The organism is Viridibacillus sp. NPDC093762 (assembly GCF_050279675.1).
Taxonomy (GTDB): Bacteria; Bacillota; Bacilli; order Bacillales_A; family Planococcaceae; genus Viridibacillus.
The window spans coordinates 25,337-40,938 of record NZ_JBNNUK010000004.1 but is presented as its reverse complement, the minus strand read 5'-3'; the positions used below and the strand labels follow the sequence as shown (position 1 = coordinate 40,938).

The 15,602-nt window shown below is 36.3% G+C and carries 13 protein-coding genes and 1 pseudogene; 9 read left to right on the top strand and 5 right to left on the bottom strand.

Features of this window, described 5'->3' with window-relative positions; all coding sequences use genetic code 11:
* Positions 1-39 precede the first annotated feature (39 nt).
* Positions 40-1,107: an acyltransferase family protein gene (locus tag ACQKM9_RS07185; protein ID WP_427733700.1), complete on the bottom strand. Its 1,068-nt coding sequence runs from the start codon at positions 1,105-1,107 to the stop codon at positions 40-42.
* Between the two features lie 114 nt (positions 1,108-1,221).
* On the opposite strand from ACQKM9_RS07185, the gene ACQKM9_RS07180 reads away from it, so the two are divergent.
* From ACQKM9_RS07180 to ACQKM9_RS07170, 3 genes are all read left to right on the top strand, one after another.
* On the top strand, positions 1,222-2,085 hold the full coding sequence (locus tag ACQKM9_RS07180) for a GNAT family N-acetyltransferase (RefSeq protein ID WP_427733699.1): 864 nt from the start codon (positions 1,222-1,224) through the stop codon (positions 2,083-2,085).
* A gap of 37 nt (positions 2,086-2,122) precedes the next feature.
* Positions 2,123-2,731 carry a GDSL-type esterase/lipase family protein gene (locus ACQKM9_RS07175; RefSeq protein WP_427733698.1) on the top strand — a complete coding sequence of 203 codons (609 nt, stop codon included), beginning with the start codon at positions 2,123-2,125 and terminating at the stop codon, positions 2,729-2,731.
* A gap of 270 nt (positions 2,732-3,001) precedes the next feature.
* On the top strand, positions 3,002-3,139 hold the full coding sequence (locus ACQKM9_RS07170) for a hypothetical protein (RefSeq protein ID WP_155981159.1): 138 nt from the start codon (positions 3,002-3,004) through the stop codon (positions 3,137-3,139).
* Between the two features lie 54 nt (positions 3,140-3,193).
* Here ACQKM9_RS07170 and helD read toward each other — a convergent pair whose 3' ends face one another.
* On the bottom strand, positions 3,194-5,425 hold the full coding sequence (gene helD / locus ACQKM9_RS07165; protein ID WP_427733697.1) for an RNA polymerase recycling motor HelD: 2,232 nt from the start codon (positions 5,423-5,425) through the stop codon (positions 3,194-3,196).
* A gap of 174 nt (positions 5,426-5,599) precedes the next feature.
* On the opposite strand from helD, the gene ACQKM9_RS07160 reads away from it, so the two are divergent.
* Positions 5,600-6,322 carry a glycerophosphodiester phosphodiesterase gene (locus ACQKM9_RS07160; RefSeq protein WP_427733696.1) on the top strand — a complete coding sequence of 241 codons (723 nt, stop codon included), beginning with the start codon at positions 5,600-5,602 and terminating at the stop codon, positions 6,320-6,322.
* Positions 6,323-6,501: 179 nt separating this feature from the next.
* On the opposite strand, the gene ACQKM9_RS07155 is transcribed toward ACQKM9_RS07160, so the two are convergent.
* Positions 6,502-7,524 (bottom strand): DUF2804 domain-containing protein, encoded by a 1,023-nt coding sequence (locus ACQKM9_RS07155; protein WP_427733695.1) that lies wholly within the window; start codon positions 7,522-7,524, stop codon positions 6,502-6,504.
* A gap of 304 nt (positions 7,525-7,828) precedes the next feature.
* Between ACQKM9_RS07155 and ACQKM9_RS07150 the strand changes: the two are divergent.
* Positions 7,829-8,320: pseudogene (locus ACQKM9_RS07150) on the top strand (amidase domain-containing protein); the annotation flags it as partial.
* 85 nt (positions 8,321-8,405) lie between these two features.
* Here ACQKM9_RS07150 and ACQKM9_RS07145 read toward each other — a convergent pair.
* A complete protein-coding gene (locus tag ACQKM9_RS07145; protein ID WP_427733694.1) occupies positions 8,406-8,990 on the bottom strand; it encodes a glycerol-3-phosphate acyltransferase in 585 nt (194 codons plus the stop codon).
* Between the two features lie 96 nt (positions 8,991-9,086).
* Here ACQKM9_RS07145 and ACQKM9_RS07140 point away from each other — a divergent pair, with 96 nt between their 5' ends.
* Positions 9,087-10,907: a sensor domain-containing diguanylate cyclase gene (locus ACQKM9_RS07140; protein WP_427733693.1), complete on the top strand. Its 1,821-nt coding sequence runs from the start codon at positions 9,087-9,089 to the stop codon at positions 10,905-10,907.
* A 137-nt stretch (positions 10,908-11,044) separates the two neighbouring features.
* Positions 11,045-11,617: a nitroreductase family protein gene (locus ACQKM9_RS07135; RefSeq protein ID WP_427733692.1), complete on the top strand. Its 573-nt coding sequence runs from the start codon at positions 11,045-11,047 to the stop codon at positions 11,615-11,617.
* Between the two features lie 302 nt (positions 11,618-11,919).
* On the opposite strand, the gene ACQKM9_RS07130 is transcribed toward ACQKM9_RS07135, so the two are convergent.
* Positions 11,920-13,302, bottom strand: coding sequence for a dipeptidase (locus tag ACQKM9_RS07130; RefSeq protein ID WP_427733691.1), 1,383 nt, complete (start codon positions 13,300-13,302; stop codon positions 11,920-11,922).
* Positions 13,303-13,462: 160 nt separating this feature from the next.
* Between ACQKM9_RS07130 and ACQKM9_RS07125 the strand changes: the two genes are divergently transcribed.
* Together ACQKM9_RS07125 and ACQKM9_RS07120 are read left to right on the top strand one after the other, a co-directional pair.
* Positions 13,463-14,716 carry a hemolysin family protein gene (locus ACQKM9_RS07125; RefSeq protein ID WP_427733690.1) on the top strand — a complete coding sequence of 418 codons (1,254 nt, stop codon included), beginning with the start codon at positions 13,463-13,465 and terminating at the stop codon, positions 14,714-14,716.
* Positions 14,717-14,945: 229 nt separating this feature from the next.
* Positions 14,946-15,512 (top strand): RNA polymerase sigma factor, encoded by a 567-nt coding sequence (locus ACQKM9_RS07120; RefSeq protein WP_427733689.1) that lies wholly within the window; start codon positions 14,946-14,948, stop codon positions 15,510-15,512.
* Positions 15,513-15,602 lie beyond the last annotated feature (90 nt).

Below are 15,602 nucleotides of genomic sequence, written 5' to 3'. Positions count from 1 at the left end.
AGGCATTCACCCATTTTATATGGATAAATGCCTTTTTGTTTATGTGGTAAATAGTTTGCTTTTAAAGAGAATCGGGCGTTTAGCACGAATATCTCCGATGAAGAATAATCCATATGGGATGAATTTTTTAATAACTAAAGAGCCTATGATAGATATACCCAGACATAAAACAGTATAACCAATGAGATCGTAGTCAAAGAAATTATTCATCTGTTTATCTACCGAAATATGCATATACATAATAGTGATTGACTGCATTTCGATAAACTTCAACGCTTTCAATGGTGTGAAGCGAGTAATAAATTGGAATATACCGAAAATGGTAATGATAAAGATGAAAGGGATGACAAGGTCCAATAGGGCATGATTGTAACGAATAAACTTCAAGCTTAAGTGATAATCAAATTGATCTATCCATGCCAGATACATTGCTAAGAGCGAACTAACTGTACAAATTGTCCATAAGGGCAAACGAATGTGTAAAAATAAATCTTTTGCATAATAGCCAATGGCGAAGTAGACCAAAGTTATGAGTGTAACATCTAAATTCCATAGTATAGGTATTGTTTGTGAAGCTTCAGCAGACGAGCCGCCAATAACATCTATTACATAATAGCTTTGGACATGCGCGATAATGTAGCAAATTGCAAGTACAAAAAATTGATAGAAGCGGTTTAAATATTTTGTTAGTAATAAGAATAATAAATAAGTAAAGAATAAGGCCGTTGTAAACCAGAATACACCGTAAGATCCACGTGCATAACGTCCACCAATAATGAGCGTACTTAAATCCTCCATATACCATGAAATATCGGTATTTCCATAAGCGAATGCCAATATATAACGAATGCATGTAATAATCAATAGGAAGAAGAAATAGGGAACCATCAATTGCATAAATCGTTTTTTTACGGCTTTACGTATAGGCTCGTCCTTTGATAGCGGTTTGAAGAATAATCCACTCAGTACGAAGAATGCGGGCATATGGAACCAATAGATATATTGTAAAAGAGGGTAATCCAAGTCGCCAGGAAAATGACCTACTACTACTAATATCATTAAAAATCCCTTTGTCACATCAACCCAAGTTAATCGTTGTTTTATCATTGTAAAACCTCCATCTCGATATTCTATACCCCTAAAAAGCTAAATGATAGTCGCTTAATTTGATAATTTGTTATCATTTAGATGACAAAACAATTACAACAAGGTGGTTCCAATTTGAATATTTTTATAATGAAAGCAACATATCCTATTGATGGTGAGACTTATCAAGAGATTTTACAATTATTGAGAAAAGCTGAACTTGAAGATAAACTAAATTACAAAGTGGTGATGAACGAAAGTAGCTGGTGCAACCCAGAGGTATATGGCTTTCTAGTGCTGGCTTATGATGAGGATAAGGACGAACTTGTTGGTGTAGCTAGTGCAGTTGATACGATGGGGTTCAATACATTTGAATGGTCCGCAGTTGTAGCTCCTATGTATCGTGGGATGGGTATTGGTAAACTACTAGTTGGGAGCATCGCAACTGGATTTAATGAACGTATTGCTGTTGGAGAATTAGCTCTTACATTAAACGGTGACGAAGGCCGTAAATTCATAGAAGATCAAGGCTATGAATATAGTTTTTCAGAAGCAACACTACAGGCAGATGCTGAATTTACAGACGTTCTTAGCGACTTAACAATTCGCTTATATAATGGAGAACGCGATGCACTTGTTACTATTTTTGAGTTTGCATTTGATGATACTCCAGAAGATACAGATCATCTAATCTCTACGAATACGTCAACAGATGGACGTGTATTATGGCTTGCTGAAAAAGATGGCGTAGTTGTAGGCACTGTGACTTCAGTTGAAGAGAATGATGTCCAATGGGTAACTGCATTAGCAGTACATCCTGATTTCCAACGTCAAGGTATAGGAGCAGCACTTTTAGCATGGGTTAAAAATATTGCTGCCAAAAAAGAACAATCGACAGTATTACTTGATGTTGAGATTGAAAATGAACAAGCGCTATCTGTCTACGAACGAGCTGGATTTTCGAAAATGCAGCAAGTAGATTATTTCGCGAAAAAATAATATCTAGAAAAGAAAAATAGCAGAAGGGGATGATTAGATGAAAATCATATGTTTTGGAGATAGTATTACAGCACGAAAAGAAAACTATCCAAAACCGGTTTTAACATCCATGCTAAAGTTTAAAATGAAACAGCATCAATTTATTAATGCAGGAGTATCTGGAAATACAACGGAGCAAGCTAGAGTTCGTTTTAAGAAGGATGTACTTTCAAAAAATCCTGATGTCGTAACAGTATTATTTGGAGGAAACGATTCTGCAAAGCACAAATTAATACCGATAGGCACCTTTAAATCTAATATTCGTTACTTTGTTCAGCAAATTGGAGCTGATCGAACAATTCTTATTACATCTCCTCCGGTCGATGAAGTACTACAACCAAATCGAAAAAATCAGAGGTTGAAAAAATACGGCCAAGCAGTCAAAGATGTCGCAGAAGAAACAGGATGTCATATCATTGATTTTTTTGAAATTCTCTATAGTAAGCCAAATTACAAAGAGCTTTTAGTGGGCATCAAAAACGATGGATTACACTTCGGAGAAGCCGGTTACGACCTGTTATCAGATGCGGTAGTAGTAGAAATAAATAAAATGGATGATGTAAGTAAAAAGAGTTTGTTCAAAAGAATGTGGAGTATATTTAAATAATCCGAAGAATACCAAGCAAATTGCAGTTTGCTTGGTATTTTTAATTTACTAAATGATTATTAAAGGTATTTGAAATCATTAGTCATTTAAGGACAGTTGTCTTGTAATAGAGAGCTATATTTAACGAAACATTGATTTTTTGAAATTCTAACTGAAAATTTAAAATTAATAATAATTTTTACTAAAAATATACATATTCTGTCGATAATATTCATAAACTAATGGTAATGTTAAGAGAGTACTAAAACCATCGCAAAGGGGAGATCTACAATGAGATTACCTGCACTAGGAAAAGTCGATGAAAAAAATGAAAAGCAGTTAGTAAAAGAGAAAAAGGGTATCCGCAGAAAGATAATGAATATCTTCTCTAAAAAACAAAATTATTATCCTCTCTCTGCGAGGAAATAAAAAGAGGATTCCAAAAGTCGTCTTGCAAACGACTTTTGGAATGCCTCTTTATTTTTATTCTGCTAATAAAAACGCACTGCGTGAAGAGCCTACAAGATGTAGCTCATGCATTGCACGGGTGACAGCTACATATAAAAGCTTACGGTCCAGTGCTGTATCACGGAAAGGCTTTTCGATGGCTGTTACAATAACTGCGTCAAATTCAAGCCCCTTCGCTAAATGACTTGGTATGACGAGAAGTGCACCTTGATCAATCTCGGATGATTCAGATAAAGTTTGTGCCAATACACCAGCATTTTGTAATATTTTCGTATAGTTCATTGCTTCATCAGAAGTTTTACAAATGAGTGCAATGGAACGGTGCCCTTTTGCTCTAATTTGTTGATGAATATCTTCAATCGCTACGGGGTCAATTATTTTCATCTCATAGAAGGTTGGTTCATCTCCATGACGGACAACTGGCTCTACAAGTGGTAAATCTTCGCCCATTTTCGATAAGATTTCATTTGCAACAGCCATAATTTCTATTGTAGTACGATAGCTTTTTTGTAAAGTTTTATAAGTAGCGCGAGGGAATAACTCGCGTACGGGCGTCCAGTCCGTTAAGGAGCGGTAACTATGTATTCCTTGGGCCAAGTCGCCTACCATAGTGAACATATCAGTTTCTAGACCTTCTTTTAAAGCAGCTAACTGGAATAAGCTATAATCTTGCACCTCATCGATGAAAACAACGCGCATTTTCCATTCTTCGTTGACCCCTTTGAATTTGGCATGCAAATAAAAGATTGCTGCCAAATCTTCTAAGGCCCAAGTTTCTTTTATATGTGCGTTGAAAAATTGCTCATGTTCTCCTTCAGACCATTCGGGAGACAACTCTCTTTGTAAATCATAATTCGTCAAAAAGTCACGATACAAGGCTTTTATTTTATGCTTTTTAAAACGCTTCATATAACTTGAACAGGTAGATTTAGCCATCTTTTCAACAGCTGGAATACGAACATCACGTTCATCAATCCATTTTGTCACTGTCTGTTTACGTTTAGCTGCATCTTGAATACCAAACAACGCCTTATCCAAAATTTCATCATATCTTTTATTTAAAGAAAGTAGTATTTGCTTTTTCTTTTGTCGTACATAATTTTGTAGCACAGCTCTAATTCGTTCAATTCGCTTTTCAATGGGCATATAGGCAAAATCATTTAAGAAGAGTTTTCTTAAATGGGAACCTGTTAAAATGCGATACTTTTCGATATAAACGTCTTCGAACTGATCAGCTATTTGTGATTCAATCTTTTTTAAATAGCGATCCATAACATCTCGGTATTCAAGTGAACCTTTCATTCTGGTTAGCCAAAGCACGGTTTCATCGATAACGTCTTCGCTCACGAGTTTTTCAAGATGTTCATTTGGATTTTGGATTTTCAGCTTAATATCAGTTGCTTGTTGTACATAATCTGAGTAGGTTGTTTGACAAATTTGATCCACACCAAGCTCAGGTAAAACGTCGCCAATATAGTCTATAAACAGCTGATTTGGTGCTAAAATCATCAATTCTTTTGCGTTGAAATGCTCACCCATCGTATATAGGAAATAAGATATCCTATGGAGTGCAATAGTTGTCTTTCCTGATCCAGCTGCACCTTGAACGAGTATTGGTTGCTTTAAATGAGCACGAATAACATCGTTTTGTTCAGCTTGAATCGTTGAAACGATTTCGGTAAGGCGTACATCAGCTTTACCTGCCAGTGCATCTTGTAATAGTTCATCATTTGTTGTCAGGTCAATATCTTGGACGTCTAATAGTTTGCCTTCTTCAATTTTATATTGCCGTTTTGAAAAGAGGTGCCCATTGTATTCTTCGTCATGTACTTTATAAGTAAGATCACCAAGTCGCCCGTCGTAGTATACGTTCGCCACGGGAGAGCGCCAGTCGACGATGATGGGTTCTTGTGTTTCACGGTCAAAGAGAGAGGTCTTACCAATATATAATTTTTCTGCTGGTTCGCCTTCTTTTTGAAAATGTATACGGGCAAAATAAGGTTTTTGCTGAACTGCTTCAAGACCTTCTTTTTGATCACGTGCCATTTCAAAAAATCGAGCATTCGTTAAAATGTTGAGGTAGCTTAAACTTGAATCTAGGTACTCTAAATCAGCCATCGATTTTCGAATACTGTCCTGTGCTGATTGAACGTCACGTTTGGATTCTTCTAAGAGTTTTCGCATATAATGTTTTGTGTAAGCCAGGCGCTGAGCTTCTTGTTCAAAATCGGGATGCTTCTGTGTCATTTACAGTCCTCCAATTTGGCAATTTTGCGTCCTGTTGAAGATGTTGGGGTTTTGATAGCAATGATAAATATTACTACATGAATTCAGAGAGTACAAGTAAAAGTTTTTCAATTGTCTGGAAATTTTATAAAGTATAGCATAAAGTTAACAATAAATTTTTGGAGGAAATAATTAATGAAAATATTTGCACATCGTGGAGCTTCAGGTGATTTCCCTGAAAATACAATATGCTCTTTCCGTGAAGCTGCAAGATTACCGATTTATGGTGTTGAATTAGATGTCCAACGTACAAAAGATGGCGTTCTCGTAATCAATCATGATGAACGTATTAATCGTACTTCAAACGGAGAAGGCTATATCCGTGATATGACCTTTGAAGAATTACGTTCATATGATTTTGGGTCATGGAAAGGGGAGCAATTTGCTGGTGAGAAGATTCCAACGCTACAAGAAGTATTGGATATTTTCAGAACGACTCATCATATGATTAATATTGAATTGAAAACGGATGTCTTTGTGTATCAGGGGATAGAAGATGAAGTAATAACAATGCTCAAAGAAAATGACATGTTGGATCGAGTTGTCTTTTCATCATTCGATCATGAAATGGTGGAGCGAGTATTAAAAAAGGCACCTCAGAACGAAGTAGGGGCATTATTCATGAAGATATTAGTAAATCTACATGAGTACGGTGTAATGATAGGTACAGATGCATTACATGTTTCACTAGTAGCGGCTAAACGAGAAGCTGTTAAAACAGCGATTGAACGAGGTAATATCGTACGTGTCTATACAGTGAATACAAAAGAAGATTATGATTCGATGAAAAAACTTGGAGTCGAAGCCGTTTTTACAGATTTTCCGGAGAAACTCTATTTGCATGGAAGGGTTGGTTAAGGGATATTCGGAGCGAGATTATTGCTGCTCGGGATGGGATTATCGCTACTCGAGAAGGGACTATCACTACTCGAAGAGACCAGTGCTACTCAAAAAAATCTATTCTCCCCAACGACCACATTTTTAACAAGCCCCAAGATAAAAGGACAGCCTCTCAATCAAATCAGAGGCTGTCCTTTTTACCATTTAGCTAAATGTTCTTCGGCAGTGCCGAGTAATTGTTGGATAGGTAAGTAACAACCACTGTCTAATCGAACGCGACCGTTGAAATAGCCAACCATTTGATGCACTTCGGATTTGATAACTTTGGCGTTTGTTGTAGCGATACGTTCAAAGAAAGGTGTGAATGTAAGTTGAACATCATCCGTGAATTTAGATTTAATATGCCAAGGTTGCATAAAATCTTTTACATTGTATTCGAAAATGACATCTTCATGGATTTTAGTCATTTTGCCATCTAGGAATATTGCATTTTCCGTCATGCCGGTGCCATCTGTCCATTGGCCACCTAAGTTTAGACCGATTCGGTGCCCTCTACATTTTTGGGAAGCCATAGCCCAGTTCCAAGTTGCTTCACGTGGCCAAATGCCACGACCGTAATCAAGTACGGCGTAGCACTCTTCTTCTTGAAAATTATAACGTTTTTCTCCTATTTTAACGTAACCGTTAGTTGGTAATGAATGATGTTTCCCAGTAAATTGGAATGTTTGGCGATTCCAAGGGATGACCACATTGAGAGAGTCGTCGTTTACAGGGTGTTTGATTGTTAAGTCAGCATGCAGTAAATCACCATCAAAATCAGGGATAGTGACAGTCATTTGTGTTTCATTTTGCGCGTATAGCAGTTGGATTTTCATATCATCGTGATTAAAATTTACAGTTTCTAATACGTTTGTAGGCATTTTTACTTTATTGCCTAAGGGGATGGTGATTGTCTTTTCAAAGTAACGTTGAGTTTCGTAATCTAAGAAGTAGACGAAACAAACAGCAGCATAATCTAAATGGCTAATAGTTGCAGAGAACATAATTTCATCTCCGAAAACACACCAATAATTCCATTTCTTTTTACGCATGAAATGGCCTTTCAAATTACTATTGATAATCGGTTTTCGAGCGAATCCTATGGCAGCGGGATTTAGATTACCCTTCTTGTCACATAATAATGTCGACTCAACAATTTCTTTTTCTGCGTGCTGTGTCAATTTCGAACACCCTTTCAAACGTAAAATAGGAGAAACAAATTAGTTGTTTTCATTGTACCAAATTTTTGACTTATATTGGGCGATTCAAATAAGGAATATTGAAATTGTTGTATAAATGTAAAGGCACTGACAAATATCATAGAAATGTAATAAAGTGAGTAATAATTTGAGGTTCTTAATTAATAGATAAATTTCTGAAATACGACTTAAAATGACAAAACGACTATAAATGCAATATTTTGAAATAACAGAAATAATCAACAATAGCAGTGCATATAAATGAGTAAGGAGGTGTGATGGAGCGGTTTACAATCGACAAGCAGCTGTCGCTTACGCCGATAAATGGTGGGACAGCTACAATCCAGCATTTCCGCGATTTGATGTGGATTGTACGAATTATATATCGCAATGTCTTTTTGCAGGCGGTGGACCGATGTGGGGATCGCCAAACCGATCGGAGGGCTGGTGGCTAAAAGGAGGTAATTGGAGTTTTAGTTGGAGTACATCGCATTCATTGCGATGGTATTTAGAAACTTCAAAGAAGGGACTGAGGGGAAAGCGAGTTGCAACTGCCTATGACTTAGAGCTAGGAGATCTTATTTTTTTCGATTTCCAAGGTGATGGAAGAATAGATCATTCTGTCATCGTTACAAGTTTTGAAGATGGTGAACCTCTAGTGAATGCCCACACAACCAATAGCTTTCATCGACCATGGGAATATAAAGACTCAACTGCTTATACGCCGAATATGAAATACTACTTTTTTCACATAGAAGATGTTATATTACCAATATAATAAAGTACCCGACCTATTCAATGGATAATAGGTCGGGTTTGCTGTGTTTTCATAAAAACGGAATATTAAAATGTTGATTTTTTTATTATTTTTTCGATTTCCAAGCTTTTTCTTGATAGGACTCGATAATGTCAAAGCGATGTTTGTAAACTATGATTAGAATAATAAGAACGATTGGCCACGCAACTGGTAAACATCCGCTGTAAATAATCGATCCAATATAACATACATAACCCAAAAGCATACTTAGTGTTGCGCTTTTTAGGAAAGGAATTGGAATTAAAAATCCAACAACAAAAGCTAAAAATAATAGAGGATTAAAAGCAAGTGTAACTCCGACAAAAGTTGCAATACCTTTACCACCTTTTCCTTTTAACCAAAAAGGAAATAAATGCCCGATAATGACAAGGGCACCAGCAACTGCAATTGATAATTCTGTCTCGTTCAGTAAGTAGCCAAGTAGAACAATGAGTAACCCTTTGCTACCATCACCAATTGAAGTGAGTAAAAATGCGGATTTACCAATAACTGCACCAGCATTTCTAGCACCTAAATTCCCACTACGATGCTCACGTAAATCGATATTTCGCCATTTGCCAACCCACCATGCAGTCAGGAATGTACCGGCGAAGTAACTCACTAGCCAATAACAAATCGTCAAATAAGACATACAAAATCCTCCAGACTCTTTTATACAGTATGTAGGAAAAATAACTATGAAAACAACCCTTTTTTAACCGATTATCAAATTTTTGGAGGAGTACAATTGAGAAAGATAAGTGCATTACTACTATTTGTATTCATCCTCAGTGGCTGTACATTAGTCAATTTTGAAACTAATGCCCAAATCAAACACGGCTTATTAGTACTCAATCATACAGATATAGCAGAGAGTTCTGTCATTCCATTACGAGGCGAATGGTTATTTTTTACTCATGAACTACTATCTAATAGAGAAATTGAGAAGAGGATGAAAACATCAAATGTTGATAAAGAATATTTATCAAGCACTTGGAATGACCCTTTAAGGAATATAAAAGACTATGCAACATTTGCTCTCTATGTGAAAATTCCTAAAGAGCAGATTGGTCATACTTTTGCTATTTCTACTCGTTTTCAATCAAGCGCCTATACTTTGTTTGTCGATGGTATACCCATCTCATCAAGTGGTTCTGTTGGTACTTCGAAAGATACATCAGCTCCTTCAATGACACCTAGAATTGGCTATTTTGTTCCTAACTCTGAAAAGGTTTTAGTCGTTTTGCAGGTATCTAATTTTGAAGACAGTGTTGGTGGACCAAGTGAAGAGATTTTATTTGGGCAAGCAGATGCTATAGTCAATTATCATTCAGATAGACAAGCAGCTCTGTTATTTATGAATGGCAGTATAATTATTATAGGGATATACCATATAATTGTATTTTTATATAGGAAAGCCGAACGATCTGTCCTTTACTTTGGCTTGTTGAGTCTATTCATAGCGGTGCGTTCACTTTTCGTAGGGCCAATGCTTTTACAAATGCAGTTCTCACATTTGTCTTGGTTTTTACTAAAGCGAATTGAACACACTTTAATCTACGGTTCGGTCCTTATATATATAGCCTTTATTTCGCAACTATTTCCAAGAGAAGCGGGGAAGAAGACCGTTTATATAGTTATGGCAATAATCATGCCACTATTAATACTAACTTGGGTGACGCCACCGAGCTTTTTTAAACCCCTATTCTTTGATGTTTTTTTCCTTGCTTTTATACTTATGATTTTCATAATAATAATATTAGTGAAAGCTTTTGTTAACAAAAGACCTACTGCTCTAATGAACTTAGTAGCGAATTTATTGTTTTTTATAACGGTGGTAAACGATTATTTGTTTGCAAAGGGTTTAATAGATACACTCATGCTTTCAACTTACGGATTTTTCTTCTATGTCATTTTGCAGGCATTTAATTTAAGTCGCAACTATGCAAGGAATTTCCATGAAACTGAATTACTTGGCAAGGAATTAATGACGTTAAATACATCACTTGATAAAAAGATTCACGAAAGAACATATGAACTACAGGTGAAAAATGAGCAATTGAAGCAACTGACTGAATTAGATGGCTTAACAGGCATTAATAATCGGCGCTATTTTGAAGACCGACTACCAATGCGTTTCCAAGAAAGTTACAAAGATAAGTGGCCGCTAACATTACTTATGATTGATATTGATGAATTCAAAAAATATAACGATACATATGGACATCTAAAAGGTGACGATCTTATTTGCCAGACGGTGAATATAATAAAAGATGTCATGGCTGACCAAGGCGTAATTTCTCGTTATGGTGGAGAAGAATTCGCAATTGTTATTCGAGAAATGGGTGAAGTGGAGGCAAGGGTACTTGCTGAGAAAATACGCAGTTCAGTTGAAAATGCTAAATTTGAACATAATGGTAGAAGTGATCTACGATTTGTAACCATTAGCATCGGTGGCACTACGACATTTATGCATTCATTTGAAACAGTAAGTGATTTTATCGAAGCAGCAGACCAAGCACTTTATCAGTCAAAAAATAACGGACGCAATCAAACGAATTTTTTATAATAAAAATGATAGGGATTTCTTTCATCATTTTTTGTTTTTTTTTATGAGTATGGTATGGTGGATAGTGATGCATACATAACTCGTATGATGAAACTTACTGCAAAATTGTAAAGATTTGCAGAGTAGGAGTGATAGAAATGAAGGAACAATCATTAACAGTAATAGAGGCAATTACACAACGTCGTTCCATTAAAATGTTCAATGGTCAGCCAATTGATCGCGAAGATTTAATGTCGATAATTGACGATGCAGTATGGGCGCCTAATCACGGTAACCGTCAACCTTGGCGATTAGTAGTGGCATGTGGTCCTGAGTTAGAACCATTAAAAGACCTTATTCGTGAATTTGCCGTACCAAATTGGAAAGATCTTTCTGAAGGTGAGCTTCAAAGTAAGATGAGTAAATTCTCATTACCGGGTGCTTATGCATTTGTAGTCGTTCCTGAAGATGCACGACAAAAAGAACGTTTAGAAGACTATGCTGCGGCAAGTAGCTTCATACAAAATATGCAACTACTTGCATGGGATAAAGGAATCGGTGCATGCTGGAAAACTCCTGCATGGCTAGATAATCCTAAATTCCGTGAACCAATGGGTGCAAAACCAGGTGAACGCATTATTAGCATGTTACAATTCGGCTACTACGACCTTGTACCAAAAGAAAAGCCACGTAAATCAGCAAGTGAAATTGTAACGATTTTTGGCGAATAGAATTTAATATTAACTAGAGCATTAGAAATCCCGCATGCGTTAACTAAACGTATGCGGGATTTCTTTGATAGGGGTTTAGTGAATAGGTTAAAAGAGAGCATGAGTGAATCAAAAGAGTAGGTGAGTAGGTTAAATAGATGCCTGAGTAGTGCAAAAGAAGAGATGAGTAGGTTAAATGTGAGCTCAAGCAATGCAAAATAGAAGTTCGAGTAGTATCAATTAAGCACTAAATCCTAGTTTAAATCAGTTTTGTACATAAAAAAACGCTCCTTTAAAAGGAGCGGATTAATATATTTTTTTACTTATAGGGTATCCTTATCAATTGCTGCTACTTCGTAGTAGTAGTCACTGATAACACGGAGTCCTTTGTCGTAGTTTTCTAGATGGAAGTGTTCGTTTGGTGCATGGAAGTTTTCGCTTGAAAGTCCGAAACCCATTAAGATTACTGGAGTTCCTAGAATCTCATCAAAAGCTGCGACGATGGGAATTGAACCGCCACCACGAATATATGCTGTTGGTGTGTTATATGTTTTTTCGTAAGAACGTCCAGCAGCTTGGATTAGTGGATGATTCATTGGTGTAATGAATGGTTTACCTTTATCAAAGTCAGTAACTGTAATTTCAACACCAGTTGGCTTGTGCGCTGCGATATGTGCTCGTAGCTTTTCTACAATTTCTTCAGGATCTTGATTAGGAACAAGGCGACAAGTTATTTTTGCACCGGCTTCTGCCGGTAAAACTGTTTTAATACCTTCGCCAGAGAAACCACCGAAAACTCCGTTTACTTCTAGTGTTGGACGCGCCCATGTATGTTCAAGATAAGTGTAGCCCTTTTCACCGAATAATTCTTTCACACCAATTTCCTCTTTGATACCTTCTTCGTCAAAATCTAAAGCGCGAAATGCTGCACGTTCTTCGTCCGTTAGAGGAAGAACATTGTCATAAAAGCCATCTACTGTAATAGTGCCATGTTCGTCATGGAAGGATGCCAAAATATCAGCTAAGGAATGTATTGGATTTTGTACACCGCCTCCATAAAGTCCTGAATGAAGGTCGCCTTTAGCTCCGCGAATATCTATTTGTACTCCTGTTAAACCACGTAAAGCATAGCAAACAGCAGGTTTCCCAGGCGCGTAAAGACCTGTGTCTGAAATTAAAACTAAATCTGCAGCTAGGTAGTCTTTATGTTCCTCGACGAATGCAGGTAAGTTTTTACTACCAATTTCTTCTTCACCTTCGATTAAAAATTTCACGTTCACGGGTAGCTCACCTTTTATTTGCATTAAAGCTTCGATGACTTTAATATGCATGAACACTTGACCTTTATCGTCACTTGAACCACGTGCATATAAAATATTGTCGCGAATCTCAGGCTTAAACGGCTCGCTATCCCATAAGTTTAAAGGATCAACAGGTTGTACATCATAGTGACCATATACTAAAATGGTTGGTTTGCCTTCAGCGTGTAACCAATCTGCAGTGACAGCGGGATGGCCCCCAGTTTCATTAATAGTGATGTTTTCTAATCCGACTTTTTTCATAGCATCGCCTAAAAAAGCAGCGGCCGTCTTCATATCTTCTTTATGTTCAGATAAAGAACTGATACTTGGAATAGATAAAAACTGCTTTAATTCTTCCAAATGAACCTCACGTTTAGTAGTGAAATATTGGTCTATACTATTCATAATTATCCCTCATTTCAAAATATCTGATAATAGAGTAATTATAGCATATCCCTTAAATTAATTAGGAAGGTACACATGAAAAGAGGTCGATTATCAATAATATGGTATATTATCTATATGAAAATGTACTGAATTCATTTATTAACAGGAGGAAGTTTAGTTGGAGTTTATAGGTTTAATCATATGTTTGGTGGCGTCATTTTTCTTTTCAGGCAGTGAAACAGCGTTAACGGCTATTAATAGGATGAAGGTCCAGTTGCGTGCTGAACAAGGAGATCGCATGTCTGAAAAACTGTTTTTGCTCATTTCGCATCCGGACCGCATGATTACAACAATTTTAATCGGGAATAATATAGCGAACATACTACTGCCAACATTCTTAACTATCATCGCACTTCGACATGGTTGGCAACTTTCGGTAGCTACTACAATTTTGACAGTTATTATCATTATATTTGGAGAAGTTCTTCCGAAAACAATAGCTGTAACATTTGCGGATAAAATTGCTTACATGGTCGCTCCAATAATTGCATTGCTAGTGCAAATTTTGCGCCCAATTACATGGATTATCCAAAGTTTTACCAATATATTTATCCAAATCATTTCGAATGGAGCAGTGAAAGAGGCCATACTAACTAAAGAAGAGCTTCGAACGATGGTAGACATTGCTTCTACAGAAGGTACATTTGCTTTTGACGAATCAGAGCGACTTAAAGGTGTAATGGATTTTCCAGATAAAGATGTATCTGATGTACTCGGTACACACAGAACAGAGGTTATTGGGCTTTCTATCCATTCAACATTTGAAGAAGTGCGCGATACAATTTTGGAATATTCGTTCACTCGTTATCCGGTTTACGATGAAAGCATGGATGATGTTGTTGGCATGTTCTATTCGAAGAAATTTATTGAATGGACATTAGATCCGTCTAAAACGCTTGATGATTTTATAGATCGTGAACCATTATTTGTAGTTTCGAATATCAATGTAGAGAAAGTATTTAAATTAATGCTGGCTAAGAAAAAGCATTTAGCTATAGTTCTTGATGAATATGGTGGGACACTTGGGATTATTTCGCATGAAGATATAATAGAAGAAATGATTGGACAAGAAATCGAGGATGAATCAGATGAGGAAGAGGAGTCACTCATTTATGAAGTGACAGAAGCTAAACTTGTTTGTCATGGTCGTCTTGAAATTGTCGAGGCAAATCGAGTTTTTGAAGTAGATATTCCACAACTTCACGATACATTAGGTGGTTTTGTTCTGGAACAATGCGTTCATGTTCCAGAAGAAAATGAATCATTCGATTATGAAAATTTGCATGTAGTTGTAAATGAAATGGACGATAATCGAATCGTAAAATTAACAATCACAAAGAAGACAATCGAACATGATAAAAAGGAAGAATAATTGAAAATGAATAAAATCCTATCCAGGAAATTGGGTAGGATTTTTCTTTTGTAATGTAAAATACCATTTTAGAGTATTGATAAATCAATGTTTTAAAGACTAGATTACAAGACTTAACTGCTAACCTTACATGAATGTAATAAAATTGAAAGAGAATCCGATAGAGTGAAAGGTTTGTTTTTGCGACAATAGGTTTAACAAAGCAAGACGCGAATCGGAGGTAATGAAAATGAATACAAAAACAAATACAAATACAACACTTGAAACAGTTTATGAGGAATATAATCGTTATATATATCATTTATGTCTAAAACTAACTCGCAATAAAGCAGAGGCAGAGGACTTAATGCAAGAAGTATGGGTAAAAGTTGTACGTTATGAATCTTATGTAGCTGACGTAGATCATGTCAAAGCTTGGTTAACTACAATTTGTATGAACACTTTCCGCGACCGTTATCGCAAAAGTGTTCGTCGTAGTAAATACATGATGAACCAACCTGATACTTTAGACGTTCCTGTACTAGATTTGGTTCCCAATAATGAACTATCCACTGAGGAAGTTATTGAGCAAGATGCAATCGCTCAAATTGTCCAAGATAAAATTGGTAAATTAGATACTATATATCGTACGACATTAGTATATTTCTATGTAAATCAATACTCACTTGTTGAGATTGCAGAATTAATGAATGTTTCAATCGGTACAGTTAAATCTCGCTTATTCCGTGCGAAACAACGTCTAAAAGATATGATGATGGCTGATCAATCTTCAGTTGAGGCAATCATGCCTGCTTAATCTATAGTTGTCCGTTAATCAAAAGTCGGGCAATCTATACAGAGATCGCCGCCTTGAAAAACGGTAAATATATAAGAAAATAGCTACCCA

Excerpts from the sequence above, each read along its gene's own strand:
- ACQKM9_RS07130 (WP_427733691.1), bottom strand. The coding sequence starts at position 13,302 with ATGAATAGTATAGACCAATATTTCACTACTAAACGTGAGGTTCATTTG.
- helD (WP_427733697.1), bottom strand. The coding sequence starts at position 5,425 with ATGACACAGAAGCATCCCGATTTTGAACAAGAAGCTCAGCGCCTGGCT.
- ACQKM9_RS07170 (WP_155981159.1), top strand. The coding sequence starts at position 3,002 with ATGAGATTACCTGCACTAGGAAAAGTCGATGAAAAAAATGAAAAGCAG.
- ACQKM9_RS07160 (WP_427733696.1), top strand. The coding sequence starts at position 5,600 with ATGAAAATATTTGCACATCGTGGAGCTTCAGGTGATTTCCCTGAAAAT.
- ACQKM9_RS07185 (WP_427733700.1), bottom strand. The coding sequence starts at position 1,107 with ATGATAAAACAACGATTAACTTGGGTTGATGTGACAAAGGGATTTTTA.
- ACQKM9_RS07175 (WP_427733698.1), top strand. The coding sequence starts at position 2,123 with ATGAAAATCATATGTTTTGGAGATAGTATTACAGCACGAAAAGAAAAC.
- ACQKM9_RS07145 (WP_427733694.1), bottom strand. The coding sequence starts at position 8,990 with ATGTCTTATTTGACGATTTGTTATTGGCTAGTGAGTTACTTCGCCGGT.
- ACQKM9_RS07120 (WP_427733689.1), top strand. The coding sequence starts at position 14,946 with ATGAATACAAAAACAAATACAAATACAACACTTGAAACAGTTTATGAG.
- ACQKM9_RS07135 (WP_427733692.1), top strand. The coding sequence starts at position 11,045 with ATGAAGGAACAATCATTAACAGTAATAGAGGCAATTACACAACGTCGT.